This is a genomic window from Natrononativus sp. DTA114 (genome assembly GCF_059736515.1).
Genome location: NZ_JCASSN010000003.1, coordinates 376,353 through 389,662, shown reverse-complemented (window position 1 = coordinate 389,662; position 13,310 = coordinate 376,353). Strand labels below are relative to the sequence as shown.

Here is a 13,310-nt window from a genome sequence, read left to right as displayed (position 1 = left end):
GGTTATGTCACTCGAGTACCGCGGGACCTCTGTCGAGGTCGAACCGCCGGATATCGGCTTTCAGGCGGCGTTCGGCTTCTATCTGGGACTCGTGGTCGGCGGAATCAGTCTCCTCGCTGGCGTGCTCGCCGACGCGACGTCGGCGACGCTGCTCGGAACCTTCCCGACCGTCGTGACGGCGACGACGCTCGTCGGTCACGTCCTCGCCAAACGCACCCGCGGGCTTCCCGAACGGATCGGCGGCACCTGGCGATGGCGGGTCGCCTGCTATCTACCGGCCGCCTTTTTTGTGGCGGCCGCACTCGCACCGCGCGTGGCGCCGCTCGAGTACACCGGCAGATACGGCCTGGCGACCGTCGGCTTCGCCCTGTTGCTCGGCGTCGCGGGGTTCGGCCTCGAGCGGCTGTGTCGAAACCGATTCGTCGAGGCGATCACGGCCGACGAGCCGGCCGCCACGTGGACCTACCAACCGGCGAGTGCGCTCGCGAACGGCGGCATCTGGGTCGTACTGGTGGTCTTCGTGACCATGGGTCTCGGCGTGAGCGTCGCCACCGGAAGCACTGTCGGGCTGGTCTACGTTCTCATGGGTGTCGCCGTGGCGGTCTGGTCCTGGATGATCAACACCGGCGACGCCAGCGGGAAGAAGTACTACGGAACGCGGTTTTCCCTCGAGATGGACCAGCAGGCCCAGCAGGGCGAACTGCGTGTCCACGAACACGGCGTTCGCCACGACCGCGGCCGCTCGAGCACTCTGATCCCCTGGAAACGGATATCCGGCGTCGAACTCACCGACGAGGAACTCGTCATAGAACGTCGGTTCCGGAACCTCCGCTGCGACCGCGAGGCGATCGACGACCCCGAGGCGGTGCTCGAGGCGATCCGGCGGACTCGAAGCGGGCCTGAGCCCCACGAATCCTAGACGGACTCGAGGCGAGCCTCGAAGAACTCGCTCACCGTCTCCGCCACTTTCCCGTGCTGGCCGACGAAGAAGTGATCGGCCGAGAACTCGTGGACCTCGAAACCCAGTTCCCGCGCCCGCGAGACGACCGGCTCCCAGTCGACCGTCGAGTCGCGCTCGCCGTAGCAGATCTGCGTCGGCGCCTCGAGCGCCTCGAGCGCCGGCACGACCTCGATATCCGCGCCAAGCCGATCGGGCAGTGCGAGGGCGGAGACGGCCCGAACCTCCCGGTCGACGGTCGCACTCGCCAGGATCGCCTGCGCGGAGCCGAAGCTGAACCCGAAGACGCCCACCTGCTCGTAGCGGTCGGCCGCCCAGCGGATCGCGTTGCGGGTGTCCTCGCGCTCGCCGTAGCCCTCGTCCCACTCGCCGTAGTCGAATCGCAGGCAGGCGATTTCGCGCTCGTTCACGGCTTCGCTGACGGCCACCAGCCGCCGGTCGCCGCGGTGGCCCCCGTGCTGGGGGTGGGGCGGGCAGGCGACGACGATTGCGTCCGATCCCGTGGACTCGGACGGCGATGACTCACCGTCGAGGGCCGGGTCCGCGAGCGTTCCGCGTACGTCCCGTCCACCGGGAACGACAACATCGGTCATGTGCCACCATCGACGGTCCGGCGGTATGAATCATCCCTTCGACTCGAGATCGGGACACGACACTACGCGGACTGTTGAGGAAGTGATGTTTTTAAGGGGAACGAACGACACGTAGCTAGTATGGGTATCCTCTCTCGGACGTCCTACGTCATCCGGTCGAAGATCAACTCGATCCTGAACCGGGCGGAGGATCCGACGCAGACGCTCGACTACTCCTACGAGCAGATGCGCGATCAGCTCCAGGACGTCAAACGCGGTATCGCCGACCTCACGACGCAGAAAAAGCGCCTCGAGATGCAGAAACGCCGCCTCGAGGAGAACGTCGAGAAACACAACGGCCAGGCTCGCACAGCGGTCCAGCAGGGCCGCGAGGATCTGGCGCGCAAGGCCCTCGAGAAGAAGAAGACGAAGATGAACCAGATCGAGGACCTCGAACGCCAGATCTCAGAACTCCAGAACCAGCAGGACCGGCTGATCGAGCAGAAAGACGAACTCCAGAGCCGCATCGAGGAGTTCCGCACCAAAAAGGAGACGATGAAGGCGCGCTACGAGGCCGCCGAAGCGAGTTCCACGGTGTCGGAAGCGATGACCGCGACCGGCGAGGAGTTCGAGGACGTCGGCCGCGCCATCGAACGCGCCGAGGAGCGCACCGAGGACATGGAAGCCCGCGCGGCCGCGCTCGACGAACTCCACGAGTCCGGCGCGTTCGAGGACGTCCTCTCGGACAAGGACACCATCGACCGCGAACTCGAGGAGCTCTCGACCGACAGCGGCGTCGAGGCCGAACTGGAGACGCTGAAGTCCGAGATGGGCGAGGAGACGGAGGCCGACGCCGAGGAGACGGAGGACGTCGAGACCGAACTGGAGGATCTCGAGACGGAGGTCGACGAGGACGTCGAAGCCGAACTCGCGGAGCTGCAGGAAGAGGATAACGCGTAAGCGCATCGCGTGCGCGGCCGACGGGCGTTTCTGCGTCTCGCAACCGACGACGCACGCAGCAACGGCTTCGACCGTGGACCGATGGCCGGATCGACGGCGGACTGTCTCGAGCGGCAGGCCATCGCTGACGGCCCCGCGTTACGGGACGCTCACTCCCCCCTCGCATCGCGCGGCTTGAACCCGTAGCGGGCGGCCAGCGGCGAGATGACCCGGTCGTGGAAGTACCAGAGGATGGCGACGGCGACGACGATGATGAGGGCGTCCTCGAGGCCGCCCATCAGGCCGAGCGCGATGATCAGCGTCGTCGCGCACGCGGCGGCGTGGTTCGTCTTCGTCAGCAACATCGTGGTCGTCGTCAGCATCATCGCGAGCGTCGCGCTCGCCCAGAGGTAGATGAGTTCCCAGCTGAACGCGATGTCGGGCCGGTCGAACACGACGTACGCGCTGACCTCGTTGCCGACGAGGGCGTACGCGATCAGCCCGGCGGCGACCGCCACCGCGTGGCCGCCGATGACGTGGTAGGCGCCTTGCGCCCTGGGCTGCTCGCCGGTCGCCATCAGGTACGCCGACGGCCCCAGGCTCGGAAACAGAAACGGACGACCGGTCACCAGCGTGATCAGCCCGAGGACGGAGAAGTGCAAGAAGACGTTGACCGTCGCGCTGTACTCGTCTTTGAGGTCGAGCCCGCGGTCGGAATCCCCGTCGGTATGGTCGGAGTCTGGCAAGCGTGCCGGAGACGACACCGCGTACCGACAAAAGCGCTCCCACTGCGAGGACTGTCCGCCGATCCGAACGGACGAGCCGGTGGGCGACCGGACGGCGCTGGACCGCGTGCTTTTTCGGCAGGGCGGTGAACTATCACCCGATGAACGGACCGCGGGCGACCCGTCGAGGACTGCTAGGGACCGGTGCCGCTCTCCTCGTAACCGGCACCGCAGGCTGTCTCGAGGACGATCCCGGGGTGGACGACCCCTACCTGGGCGATCCGGAGACGTACGTCGAAGTCCGACTGGAGGGTGGCACGGACGACCCCCGCATCGATCCGCCGGTCGTCCACCTCGTCGAGGGGGGAACGATCGAGTGGGTCGCCGAGGGCGCCGACCACGATGCGACCGCGTACCACCCGGCGACGCACGGCGAACAACAACGGATTCCCGACGATGCCGATCCGTGGGGGAGCGGTCCGCTGTCCGACGGTGAGACCTTCGACCGCGTCTTCGACGTCGAGGGCGTCTACGACTACGCCTGTACGCGCCACGAAGAGCGCGGGATGGTCGGAACCGTCGTCGTCGCCTGGCCCGACCCCGACGAAGAGCCGGCGCTCGAGCCGCCGGACGACGACCTCCCCGAGGAAGCGGTTGCGGCGCTCGAGGAGCGCAACGAGCGGGTGCGTTCGATGCTGGAGGAAGAACACGACGATTCCGGGTTCGTTCCCTGAGAGCCGAGTGCTGCGCCCGAAACCCGTCGGATACGGGGTGAGCGGTCAGGCCGGCGTTCCGAGGACGGCGATCTCGTAGCGATCGATCTCGGCCGGGGCCTCGAGGAGGACGACCTCGAACGCCCAGCGATCGCCCGCGTCGAGGTCGCCGCCGACGTCCAGGTACCGACCCAGGAGTTCGCCGTCGTCGTTGTACACCCGGACGCGGACCTCGAGCAGTTGGATTCGGTCGTCGCCGACGTTCTCCACGGTTCCCTGCACGGTCGGTCCTCGGAAGTCGTCCTCGAGGACGAACTCGTGTTCGACGAGCGAGAGGGCGTCGAGCTCCGTGACGCCCTCGTTGACCTCCTGCTCGGCGAGCGCTTCCGCCGCAACCATCTCCTCGGCCGAGCGTTCCTCGCCGTCGGCGTCTTCGACGGCAGCACCCCCCTCGTACGTCGGGGCATTGTCGCCGACGACGTCGCTACAGCCGGCCGCAGCCGCGGCCACTCCCGTCGCGAGTAGGCCGAGGACGCGCCGACGGCCGGACAGTTCGCGCCGGGTCATCGCCACCGAAAGGGCGGACGAGAACGGTTACCAGTACCGGACATACGTGGACCGATGCGGCGAACACATATCAGTTTGAACCCTGCCGTGTCCGGCGGTTGACGTATGCAATGCCCGGTCTTATTGCGGGATACGTCGAAGTTGGAATATGAGTTCGTCCGACGACGATAGCGGGTTGCGGTCGTACGGGGCGACCGTCGGCGGACAGCCGGCGCTGCTCTCTCGGGTTCAGGACTGGGTACTGGTCAAAGCCGATCGACTGTTCGTCGCGACGGTGATCTCGGTTGCGACGTTTTTCCTCTTTCTCGGCCTCGGCGAACTGGGGGTCATCTCGTTTGTCAACGACGATTCGATCACCCGGCTGGCCGGCGGCATGATCGCCGGCACGTTCTCGCTGGTGACGCTGGTCGTCTCGATCAACCAGCTCATCCTCTCGCGGGAGTTCACCGCCGCCGGGGAAGCCAGAGAGCAACTCAAAGGGGTGCTCTCCTTCCGAGAAGAGGTGGCGGACGTCTCGTCAGTCCCGGCGAGTCCGGCGTCGCCGACGCGACTCCTCGAGCTCCTCGTGGCGGCGATCTACGACCGGGCCACCTCTTTGGAAGCGGCCGTCGAGGATCACGATGACGACGTCAGGGAGCCGATCCAGCAGTACGTCGAGGGCGTCACGGAGAGCACCGAACACATCGACAGGGTGCTGAAGGAGTCGACGTTCGGAACGTTCAGCACCGTCTCGGCGACGATCAGCTACGACGAGTCCTGGCACCTGTACGTCGCCAAGCACCTCCGTGAGCGCCACGGCGACGAGCTGTCCGAGGAGGCCTACGAATCGCTCGAGAATCTTATCGACGCGTTAGAAATGCTCGACGTAGCGCGGGAACACTTCAAAACGACGTACCTGCAGCGAGAGCTCACCCGATTCTCGCAGCTGACGATCTACTGCGGCGTGCCAGCGATCCTCTCCGCGATGCTCATCGGGTTCATCTACGGCGACATCACCGGCCCCTCGATCAGCATCATCTACCTGCCGTTCGTCGTCAGCGCTCTCATCGCGGTCATCATCTCACCGCTGGCGTTACTGACCGCGTTTATCCTTCGAACCGCGACGCTGACGCGTCGCACGGCGTCGACCGGTCCGATGGTGCCACAGAAGGATCCCGAGGAGGGGCCGTTCGACGTCGAGTACGGCGGCGACGACGGCTCGCGTCCGGCCTCGAGCGGGTCGGAGTAGTCAGACAGGCGTCCCCACGGGGCTCCGGGCCGAAACGAGCGCGATCGCGGTTCAGCCGTTCACTCGGGGACCGCGCCGGTCCCCTCGCGCTCGAGGCCGGCGAGGTCGATCCGGCCGCCGGGCATCGCGACGCCGTCGTAGACGTCCTCGGCGAGCAGGAGCGAGCCGTCGAGGTCGGCGTAGTCGAGCAGCGGCGCGAGGTGGGCCGCCCCCGCGATCGAGGCGTTCGACTCGGACATACAGCCGCACATGACCTGCAGGCCGTGGGCTCGCGCGGCGTGGATCATCCGCAGCGCCTCGCGCAGGCCCCCGCACTTCATCAGTTTGAGGTTCGCGATGTCACAGCGGTCGGCGATCCGCGGGATGTCCTCGAGGGTGATACAGGACTCGTCGGCGGCGATCGGGAGCGCAGCGCGCTCGTAGACGTAGCGCAGCCCCTCGGGATTCTCCGCGGGAACCGGCTGTTCGACGAACTCGAGGTCGTACTGGGCGAGTCGATCGATGGTCCGCACCGCCTCTCGCGGAGTCCACGCCTCGTTGGCGTCGACGTAGAGACGGGCGTCGGGAGCGACGTCGCGGATGGTACGAATAATTTCTTCGTCGCGATCGGTGCCGAGTTTGACCTTCAGGGTGCCGTACCCCCTGTCGACGGCCTCCTCGGTCTTTGCGCGCATTGTCGCCGTGTCGTCGATGCCGATCGTGTAGGAGGACTCGACGGTCTCGGTGGGATCGAGCCCCCAGTAACGGTACAGCGGTACTCCGAGTTTCGTGGCGACGAGGTCGTGCAAGGCGATGCTCACCGCACAGCGGGCGGCCGGGTTGCGCTCGATCGTCTCCCGCATTCGCCGTTCGACCCGCTCGAGTTGATGGGGGTCGTCGACCTCTTCGACGACCGAAAGCAGATCCGGCATGACGGCCTCGACCGTGGCCGCGGTTTCGCCGTAGTGGGCGGAGGGGCCGGCGCCGCCGATTCCCACGTTCCCCGCCTCGTCCTCGATCTCGACGGTGACGACCTCGGCCTCGGTCTGGGTGCCCCGAGAGATCGTGAACGGGTACTCGAGAGGAAGCGAGACGCGCTCGAAGGAGGTCTCGAGGGTCACAGGATCGCCTCCAGGAGCTTCTCCGAGCCGTAGCGAACCGGATCGGTCGCGGGAGCGCCGAGCGCCGCCTCGTACTCGTCGACGGCCGCCCGGGCCTCCTCCTCGTCCAGCCCGTAGGTGTTGAGCGCACCCGCGTAGACCCGGGCCGGGTGGACCGGCTCGGCGAGTCCCTCGTAGAGATCGACGTAGGTCTCGATCGGCGGGAGCGGGACCGACTCGTAGCCGTGGATCTGTTCCTTTCCGGCCTCGTGGCAGAGCACGAGCGTGTCGGCCATCGCCCCGTGGAGAATGCCACAGGTCACGGCGGAGTAGGCGGGGTGGACGATGCTGCCCTGTCCCTCGACGAAGAGGTAGTCGTGCTCGTCGCCCTTCTCCAGGATCATCTCTTCGACCGCGCCCGCGGTAAAGTCGCTGATAACCCGGTCGATGGGGGTCCCCCAGCCCTCGATCATGATCCCGGTCTGGCCGGTCGGAATCACGGCGGCGTCGTGGCCGGCCTCGTTCGCCGCGCGGGCGAGTTCCATCGAGACGGTCATCTTGCCGACCGAGCAGTCGGTGCCGACGGTGAGAATTACCTCGGCGTCGACCTCGCCGGCGATCCCCTGGCTCACGGTCAGGTCCTCCGGCGGCTTGCGAACGTCGCGGAGTTCGCAGCCGTTCTCGGCGGCGAGTGCGGCGAGCTCCTCGTCCTCCTCGAGGAAGTAGTGCAGCCCCGAGATAACGTCACAGCCGCGCTCGAGGGCGGTCCGAACGTCATCGCGCCAACTGTCCTCGAAGCCGCCGCCGATCGGTGCGATGCCGATCAGCAGCGCGTCGACCTCGCCGACCTCGTCCATGCCGGCGACGATGGGCGCATCCTGGACGTCCGACACGAAGTCGGAGACCCGCTTTCCGGCAGACTCACGGTCGAGAACTGCCTGAACGTCGTATTCACCGTATCTAAGCACGCCGAGTGCGGTTTTGGCGCCGGTCGGAAACCGTTCGTGGGCGAGGATCGCGATACTCATAATCTGCCCATAGCAGGGTGGGCACTTAAGGGTAAACGCACCGGAAGCGTTGTCCGCCCCCGGTTAGAACACCGAAAGGTCAGCCGTCCAGAACGATCGGGTCGCGTCTTCGAGCGCGGATTTCGGCGCACCGGTCGCGTCGACGGCCGCGGTCGCCGCGGGATCGACCGCTTCAGCTAACGTGTCGACGACGCCGCGCTGGCCGACCAGGTACAGCCGGTCGCCGTCGTACTCCGCGATCGCCTCCCGGCAGCGCTCGAGATGGTCGTCGATCTGGTCGTCGCGGATGCGCTCGAACCGGGCCTGGGAGAACCCACCCTTGGAGTGGCTCCCCTTCACGTCGCTCTCGAACCCACGGTACTCGACGCGTTCGTCGTCCTCGTAGATCCCGAGCGCGAACAGATCCGCTCGAACGAGGGCCAGCGCGTGGCGCCCGGTCGGGACGAACCACTCGCGCTCGAGTTCGAACCGGTCGCGCCAGGCGGCTTCGATCTCGGGCGTCAGCGGGGGCGCCAGGGCGACGGCGAGGAGGCCCGCGTCGTCAGTGCAAACGAGACGGGGGCCGGCGTCCTCGAGAAGCGCGGCTCGCTCGCCGAGCGCCTCCGCGAGTTCGTCGGGTACCTCCTCGCGAACGGCTGCCGTCAGTGCCCCCTCCGGACCGGTTCGATACGACTCGAGGCGGTCGAGTACCTCCGACAACCGCGTTCCGCGGAGGCGTTCGTGCCGGCGGAACTCGAGGCGACAGTCGTCGTCCTCCTGGCGCTCGAGTTCCCCCTCGAGCTGTGCGATCCGATCCTCGAGGCGGTTCTGGCGCTCCTCGGCCTCCTGTCTCGCGGTCACCGCGTCGGACCGGCGATCGGACTCGGCCTCGTACCTGTTGCGCAGTCGCTCGTTTTCCTCCTCGAGGTCGGCGACTCGCTCCTTGAGCGAGGCGCGGCCGAGCAGCTCGTCGATCATCGACCGGAAACGTGACGCGGGGGTTACTTCTAGGTTCCGGCGTTGCGATAGTCGTCGAGGGCGTCTTCGGGAGGCTCCCAGCCGCCGGCGAACTCGAGCAGTTGTTTCGCTCGCTCGCGGCGAGCGAGAAACACCTCCCGCAGCGTGGGCGGGTTCCGTATTCGGGTTCCCTCGAGGATCGAGTCGGGAACGGCGAGGGTGTTTGCGGGGATCGATTCGTCCCCGTGAACCGGGAAGTGCCCCGACTCGAGTTTCATCACCAGCGGCTCGTCGAGGCGTTCGACCCCTTCACCGGTGGTGTACACCTCTTCGTTGATGCGTTCGTGTTGTTCGCGCTGTATCACCGCGTGGGGGCCATCGGTCGGGGCGACGTAGAGTCGACCGAGATAGTAGCTGTTCGAAAAGACTTCGAACATGGTGTATGAAACCACGTCACAGAGTACCATAACTATTCTGTCTTCAACAACCCGATAGACGCGGGCAACGTTTACACGGGATTCACCCGCCGAATCACCGAGGACGATCGGAACGCGCCCCGATTATCACATTCGAAACCGACCGTTTCACTCGCTATCGCCTCCCCAATCGCCGTTCGTTTCGCAGCCGGTTCGGCCGATTCTCACTCCTGATTTTCGGGAAGAGAAGACTGTTTGTCGGCACCGCAATCCGCCGAACCCGGCGACGGGAGCGGGGTGTGAACGCTTCAAACGGATCTGAACGGTCGAACCGAAGTGCTAAACGATCCGAACGAAGGTCTGCCTTTTTACGACGTTCGTCGGTAGCAGGTGAGTAATGAGTACGATTCGCGCCACGACGTTCGTCGTGGTGGTCGCCGTTTTCGGGCTCACCGTCGCCTCCGTCGGCGGTGCAGCCATCCCGATCGGTTTCGGCGACCAGACGAACGAAAGCGACCAGGACGAAGAAACGTCGATGGGCGCCGAAGTCTCGGAGTTCATGCAGACGAGCGCCGCCGCCACCGATAACGAAGTGGAGACGCGGATGTTCGACGCGGCCTACGAGAACGCCGACGACGAGCGTCGAGCCGACGTGGTTTCGGACCGAACCTCCCACCTGGAACAGCGCCTCGAGTCCCTCGAGGAGGAACACAGCCAGCTCGAGGAGCGTAAAGACGAGATGAACCCCGTCGCCTACGACGCCCGTATGACTCGGCTGACGGTCCAGATCAGCGCCCTCCAGCAGGCAGTCGAGCAGACGGAACTGCGGGCGAACGAGTACGGTGTCGCCTCGGAGACGTTCGTCGATCTCCGGGCGAGCATCGGAGCGTTCGCGAACGGCGAGGTCGCAGAGCGTGCCAGCGGGCTGATCGGTGTTGAGTTCTCGTTCGACGAGGGGGTGACCCCGCCTGGACAGACCGACGACGCTCCCGGCCAGCCCGGTACCGACGACTCGCCCGATAGCAGCGAACCCGATGCGGACGACGGCGTCAGTCTCGACGACGACGGTCTCGGGGTCGAATCGGGGGACGATGACGCCGATCTCGAGGAGAACGACGACGCCGGTAACGAGACGGACGACGGGGAGGACGACTGATAGGGTCGGCTGTAACTGTGTACCGGTGATCGGCGGCACGAGTATGCGATCACCGGTAAGAGACTACAGCCAACCCTATGAGCCCGCCGCAGCGAACGAGCGAGCAGACACCCTTTTCAGCACTCATCACTAACGTCGGATAGATGGACTCCGCTGCGTTGCTGGATCTACTCGGGAACGAAAACCGGCGACGAATTCTGCGGTTACTGGCACGCAAACCCTGTTACGTCACGGAGATATCTGAGTATCTCAGTGTCAGTCCAAAGGCGGTCATCGAACACCTCCGAAAACTCGAGGACGCCGGACTGATCGAGAGTCGAACCGACGACCAGCGCCGCAAGTACTTCCATATCGCCCGGAACGTCCGCCTCGAGGTGAACGTCTCGCCCTACGGGTTCGCGAGCAAGAGCGCCTACCCGTCGAACAACAGCTTCGATATCACCACCTGTCGACACCTCTCGCTCGACGTCAGCTACGACGAGACGGACGGACTCGACGAGCTGTTGGAAACGCTCGAGCGGATGGAACAGCTCGAAAACGAACTCTCGCTGGCCCAGCGGTGGGTCCAGGGACGGCTGTGTGACGTTCTCGACCAGATCTCAGAAACAGTCGGTACCGGCCCCGAGAGCCGAATTTACGCCGATCTTCTCGCAAAAGTCCGCGAGGAGCCGAAGGGAGTGACGGCGCTCAGTCGCGACATCGATGCACCACGGGAGATCGTCGCCGACCTGCTCGAGACCATGGCCGACGAGGGGATCGTAACGCGAACCGAACGGGGCTGGGAGCTCGCGACGGGCGCCTAAATCTCTCGCGAGAGCCCGTCTCTGAGATCCCGGCCGAAGTAGTAGCCGACGAGCGACGCGAGTAGACCGATCGCCGCTCCGGCGACGAAGACGGCCCATCCCGAGCCGGCGAACGTGAGGATCAGGTGGTTGAACACCGTCGCGACGCCCCCGGCTGCGATACCGGCGAGGGAGGTCTCGAGGTAGCGCCGCTTCGAGGCCACCAGCCCGACGAGAAACGCGATCGAAAACACGCCGAGTGGACCGCCAGCTAGCGGCACGACGAGATCGCCCGCGAACAGGCCGACGCCGAACGCGGCGGCGAGCGCGAGAAACGCCTTCGGGGAGAAGTACTCCGTCAGGGAACGCCGGTCGGACAGGGAGGATCCGGCGCCGTTCCCGGGGAGTCGCGACCGGAGCCGAGCGCCGAACCCGGCCGTCGACTGTTCGGCTGTCGACTCCTCGGCCGTCGCCGGCGACGGCCGGGACTCTCGGCCCGATTCGGGCTCCGAGAGCAGTCGATCCGTCTCATCGAGGAGGGCGTCGGTCGACCCCGGCTCTCGAGTGGTCGTGGCCTCCTCCGAACGATCGCTCATACTCGAGTCGAGGGGGGCGACCCCCATGGTCCTTTCGGCGTACTAACCGGATCGGTGGGGCCGGCCGGGGATCCCCTCCCCTTTTGCGCGCTCCGCCCGTACGTACCCGGCAATGAACGTCGGAGCGATCGTCGTCGGGATCAGCGTCGTCCTCCTCGCAGTCGGGATCCTGTACGCCACTCGGAATCTCCTTCCACGGGCCGAGATTCCCGACGGGGTTGCCGGGTACATCCGACTGCTGACGGCACTGCTCGCTGGCGTCGCGATTACGCTGGGGCTGCTCGTCGCGCTGTTCGGCCTGATCAGTGGCTGACCGTCGGCCCGAAAGCGTGCTTTCAAGTCCGCCCGCGCGCAACCGGAGCGCATGACAGCGAACCCCGGAGATCGCGTCCGTCTCGAGGGCGCGGACCGCTCCTACGAGGGCGTGTTGCTGCCCTCGAGCACGGACGACCACCTCGTGGTGAAACTCGAGGGGGGCTACAACGTCGGCGTCGACCGCGACGACGTCTCCCTCGAGGTGCTCGCGGAGACCGTCTACGAGATCGACGGCGCAGGGGCCGACGAGAGCGGCTCTGCGGTCGAGTTCGACGACGAGCTCCCCACGATCGCGCTCATCTCGACCGGCGGCACCATCGCCTCGACGGTCGACTATCGCACCGGCGCCGTCACGGCCCAGTTCGACGCCGAGGACGTCCTTCGCGCGGTGCCAGACCTCGCCGGACGGGCGAACTACCGCGGCCGAGTCGTCGCGAACATCCTCTCCGAGAACATGGAGCCGCCGATCTGGCAGGACCTCGCCGACGCGGTGGCCGAGGAGATCGAAGCCGGCGCCGACGGCGTCGTCGTCATGCACGGCACCGACACGATGCAGTACTCGGCCGCCGCCCTTTCCTTTATGCTCGAGACGCCGGTCCCCATCGTCTTCACAGGGAGCCAGCGCTCGGCCGACCGGCCCTCCTCGGACAACGTGATGAACGCCGTCTGCGCCGTTGAGGCCGCGAAAAGCGACTGTGCGGAGGTGCTCGTCTGTATGCACGCGAGCGAGTCCGACGACGTCTGCGCGCTCCACCGCGGCACCCGCGTCCGCAAGAACCACACCTCCCGGCGAGACGCCTTCGAAACCGTCGGCGCGGAGCCGCTGGGCGAGGTCGACTACGATTCCGGCGAGGTGTCGTTCCGCCGGGAATACCGACGGCGAGACGAGAGCGAACTCGCACTCGAGTCCGATCTCGAGGGCGACGTCGAACTCCTGAAGTTCACGCCGGGGATGGACCCCGCCTTCCTCGACGCGGTCGAGGGGAAAGCCGGCCTCGTGCTCGAGGGAACCGGCCTCGGCCACGTCCACACCGACCTGATCCCGCGAGTCGAGGAACTGGTCGCGAACGGGACGACGATCGTGATGACGAGTCAATGTCTCTCCGGTCGGGTCTGCGACCGGGTGTACGACACCGGCCGCGACCTGCTCGAGGCGGGCGTCCTCGAGGGCGAGGACACTCTCCCCGGAACCGCGAAAGTCAAACTGATGTGGGCGCTCGCGAACGCCGAGAACGTCGAGGAGGCGATGTCGACCTCGCTGGCCGGCGAGATTCAGGACCGCTCGCGGCCCTGGGTGTGA

Annotated in this window: 16 protein-coding genes; 8 read left to right on the top strand and 8 right to left on the bottom strand. The window is 66.2% G+C overall.

Annotated elements, in window-relative coordinates; translation table 11 throughout:
• Positions 1–4 precede the first annotated feature (4 nt).
• Positions 5–919: a hypothetical protein gene (locus AC6I6S_RS11990; protein ID WP_497950376.1), complete on the top strand. Its 915-nt coding sequence runs from the start codon at positions 5–7 to the stop codon at positions 917–919.
• Here AC6I6S_RS11990 and AC6I6S_RS11985 read toward each other — a convergent pair.
• Entirely contained in the window at positions 916–1,551 is a 636-nt protein-coding gene (locus AC6I6S_RS11985) for an alpha/beta hydrolase (protein ID WP_497950374.1), read from the bottom strand. The two genes, AC6I6S_RS11990 and AC6I6S_RS11985, sit on opposite strands and share 4 nt — an antisense overlap.
• Before the next feature lie 120 nt (positions 1,552–1,671).
• Between AC6I6S_RS11985 and AC6I6S_RS11980 the strand changes: the two genes are divergently transcribed.
• Complete coding sequence (locus tag AC6I6S_RS11980) at positions 1,672–2,490, top strand: PspA/IM30 family protein (RefSeq protein ID WP_497950373.1); 819 nt, start codon at positions 1,672–1,674, stop codon at positions 2,488–2,490.
• 149 nt (positions 2,491–2,639) lie between these two features.
• On the opposite strand, the gene AC6I6S_RS11975 is transcribed toward AC6I6S_RS11980, so the two are convergent.
• Positions 2,640–3,215: an HPP family protein gene (locus tag AC6I6S_RS11975; protein WP_497950371.1), complete on the bottom strand. Its 576-nt coding sequence runs from the start codon at positions 3,213–3,215 to the stop codon at positions 2,640–2,642.
• A 140-nt stretch (positions 3,216–3,355) separates the two neighbouring features.
• Here AC6I6S_RS11975 and AC6I6S_RS11970 point away from each other — a divergent pair, with 140 nt between their 5' ends.
• Positions 3,356–3,928, top strand: a complete 573-nt coding sequence (locus tag AC6I6S_RS11970) for a cupredoxin domain-containing protein (RefSeq protein ID WP_497950369.1) — start codon at positions 3,356–3,358, stop codon at positions 3,926–3,928.
• A 45-nt stretch (positions 3,929–3,973) separates the two neighbouring features.
• On the opposite strand, the gene AC6I6S_RS11965 is transcribed toward AC6I6S_RS11970, so the two are convergent.
• Positions 3,974–4,474 carry an FxLYD domain-containing protein gene (locus AC6I6S_RS11965; RefSeq protein WP_497950367.1) on the bottom strand — a complete coding sequence of 167 codons (501 nt, stop codon included), beginning with the start codon at positions 4,472–4,474 and terminating at the stop codon, positions 3,974–3,976.
• A gap of 148 nt (positions 4,475–4,622) precedes the next feature.
• Here AC6I6S_RS11965 and AC6I6S_RS11960 point away from each other — a divergent pair, with 148 nt between their 5' ends.
• Entirely contained in the window at positions 4,623–5,702 is a 1,080-nt protein-coding gene (locus AC6I6S_RS11960) for a DUF7972 family membrane protein (protein ID WP_497950365.1), read from the top strand.
• A 59-nt stretch (positions 5,703–5,761) separates the two neighbouring features.
• Here the strand turns inward: AC6I6S_RS11960 and AC6I6S_RS11955 are convergent, their stop codons facing one another.
• The 4 genes from AC6I6S_RS11955 to AC6I6S_RS11940 form a co-directional block, all read right to left on the bottom strand.
• Positions 5,762–6,802, bottom strand: coding sequence for a dipeptide epimerase (locus AC6I6S_RS11955; protein ID WP_497950363.1), 1,041 nt, complete (start codon positions 6,800–6,802; stop codon positions 5,762–5,764).
• Entirely contained in the window at positions 6,799–7,809 is a 1,011-nt protein-coding gene (locus AC6I6S_RS11950) for an N-acetyltransferase DgcN family protein (RefSeq protein WP_497950361.1), read from the bottom strand. Before AC6I6S_RS11950 ends, AC6I6S_RS11955 begins: the two co-directional genes overlap by 4 nt.
• A gap of 63 nt (positions 7,810–7,872) precedes the next feature.
• Positions 7,873–8,766 (bottom strand): Vms1/Ankzf1 family peptidyl-tRNA hydrolase, encoded by an 894-nt coding sequence (locus AC6I6S_RS11945; RefSeq protein WP_497950360.1) that lies wholly within the window; start codon positions 8,764–8,766, stop codon positions 7,873–7,875.
• A gap of 29 nt (positions 8,767–8,795) precedes the next feature.
• A complete protein-coding gene (locus AC6I6S_RS11940) occupies positions 8,796–9,182 on the bottom strand; it encodes a DUF5802 family protein (RefSeq protein WP_497950358.1) in 387 nt (128 codons plus the stop codon).
• A 376-nt stretch (positions 9,183–9,558) separates the two neighbouring features.
• Between AC6I6S_RS11940 and AC6I6S_RS11935 the strand changes: the two genes are divergently transcribed.
• Together AC6I6S_RS11935 and AC6I6S_RS11930 are read left to right on the top strand one after the other, a co-directional pair.
• Positions 9,559–10,317: a hypothetical protein gene (locus AC6I6S_RS11935; RefSeq protein WP_497950357.1), complete on the top strand. Its 759-nt coding sequence runs from the start codon at positions 9,559–9,561 to the stop codon at positions 10,315–10,317.
• A 143-nt stretch (positions 10,318–10,460) separates the two neighbouring features.
• Positions 10,461–11,120 (top strand): ArsR/SmtB family transcription factor, encoded by a 660-nt coding sequence (locus AC6I6S_RS11930; RefSeq protein ID WP_497950356.1) that lies wholly within the window; start codon positions 10,461–10,463, stop codon positions 11,118–11,120.
• Here AC6I6S_RS11930 and AC6I6S_RS11925 read toward each other — a convergent pair.
• Positions 11,117–11,695 carry a DUF8526 domain-containing protein gene (locus AC6I6S_RS11925; protein WP_497950354.1) on the bottom strand — a complete coding sequence of 193 codons (579 nt, stop codon included), beginning with the start codon at positions 11,693–11,695 and terminating at the stop codon, positions 11,117–11,119. The genes AC6I6S_RS11930 and AC6I6S_RS11925 overlap by 4 nt on opposite strands.
• Positions 11,696–11,807: 112 nt before the next feature.
• Between AC6I6S_RS11925 and AC6I6S_RS11920 the strand changes: the two genes are divergently transcribed.
• Positions 11,808–12,008, top strand: a complete 201-nt coding sequence (locus AC6I6S_RS11920) for a hypothetical protein (protein WP_497950353.1) — start codon at positions 11,808–11,810, stop codon at positions 12,006–12,008.
• A 51-nt stretch (positions 12,009–12,059) separates the two neighbouring features.
• Positions 12,060–13,310, top strand: a complete 1,251-nt coding sequence (gatD, locus tag AC6I6S_RS11915; protein WP_497950352.1) for a Glu-tRNA(Gln) amidotransferase subunit GatD — start codon at positions 12,060–12,062, stop codon at positions 13,308–13,310.

Excerpts from the sequence above, each read along its gene's own strand:
- AC6I6S_RS11990 (WP_497950376.1), top strand. The coding sequence starts at position 5 with ATGTCACTCGAGTACCGCGGGACCTCTGTCGAGGTCGAACCGCCGGAT.
- AC6I6S_RS11985 (WP_497950374.1), bottom strand. The coding sequence starts at position 1,551 with ATGACCGATGTTGTCGTTCCCGGTGGACGGGACGTACGCGGAACGCTC.
- AC6I6S_RS11980 (WP_497950373.1), top strand. The coding sequence starts at position 1,672 with ATGGGTATCCTCTCTCGGACGTCCTACGTCATCCGGTCGAAGATCAAC.
- AC6I6S_RS11970 (WP_497950369.1), top strand. The coding sequence starts at position 3,356 with ATGAACGGACCGCGGGCGACCCGTCGAGGACTGCTAGGGACCGGTGCC.
- AC6I6S_RS11965 (WP_497950367.1), bottom strand. The coding sequence starts at position 4,474 with ATGACCCGGCGCGAACTGTCCGGCCGTCGGCGCGTCCTCGGCCTACTC.
- AC6I6S_RS11960 (WP_497950365.1), top strand. The coding sequence starts at position 4,623 with ATGAGTTCGTCCGACGACGATAGCGGGTTGCGGTCGTACGGGGCGACC.
- AC6I6S_RS11950 (WP_497950361.1), bottom strand. The coding sequence starts at position 7,809 with ATGAGTATCGCGATCCTCGCCCACGAACGGTTTCCGACCGGCGCCAAA.
- AC6I6S_RS11945 (WP_497950360.1), bottom strand. The coding sequence starts at position 8,766 with ATGATCGACGAGCTGCTCGGCCGCGCCTCGCTCAAGGAGCGAGTCGCC.
- AC6I6S_RS11940 (WP_497950358.1), bottom strand. The coding sequence starts at position 9,182 with ATGTTCGAAGTCTTTTCGAACAGCTACTATCTCGGTCGACTCTACGTC.
- AC6I6S_RS11935 (WP_497950357.1), top strand. The coding sequence starts at position 9,559 with ATGAGTACGATTCGCGCCACGACGTTCGTCGTGGTGGTCGCCGTTTTC.
- AC6I6S_RS11930 (WP_497950356.1), top strand. The coding sequence starts at position 10,461 with ATGGACTCCGCTGCGTTGCTGGATCTACTCGGGAACGAAAACCGGCGA.
- AC6I6S_RS11925 (WP_497950354.1), bottom strand. The coding sequence starts at position 11,695 with ATGAGCGATCGTTCGGAGGAGGCCACGACCACTCGAGAGCCGGGGTCG.
- AC6I6S_RS11920 (WP_497950353.1), top strand. The coding sequence starts at position 11,808 with ATGAACGTCGGAGCGATCGTCGTCGGGATCAGCGTCGTCCTCCTCGCA.
- gatD (WP_497950352.1), top strand. The coding sequence starts at position 12,060 with ATGACAGCGAACCCCGGAGATCGCGTCCGTCTCGAGGGCGCGGACCGC.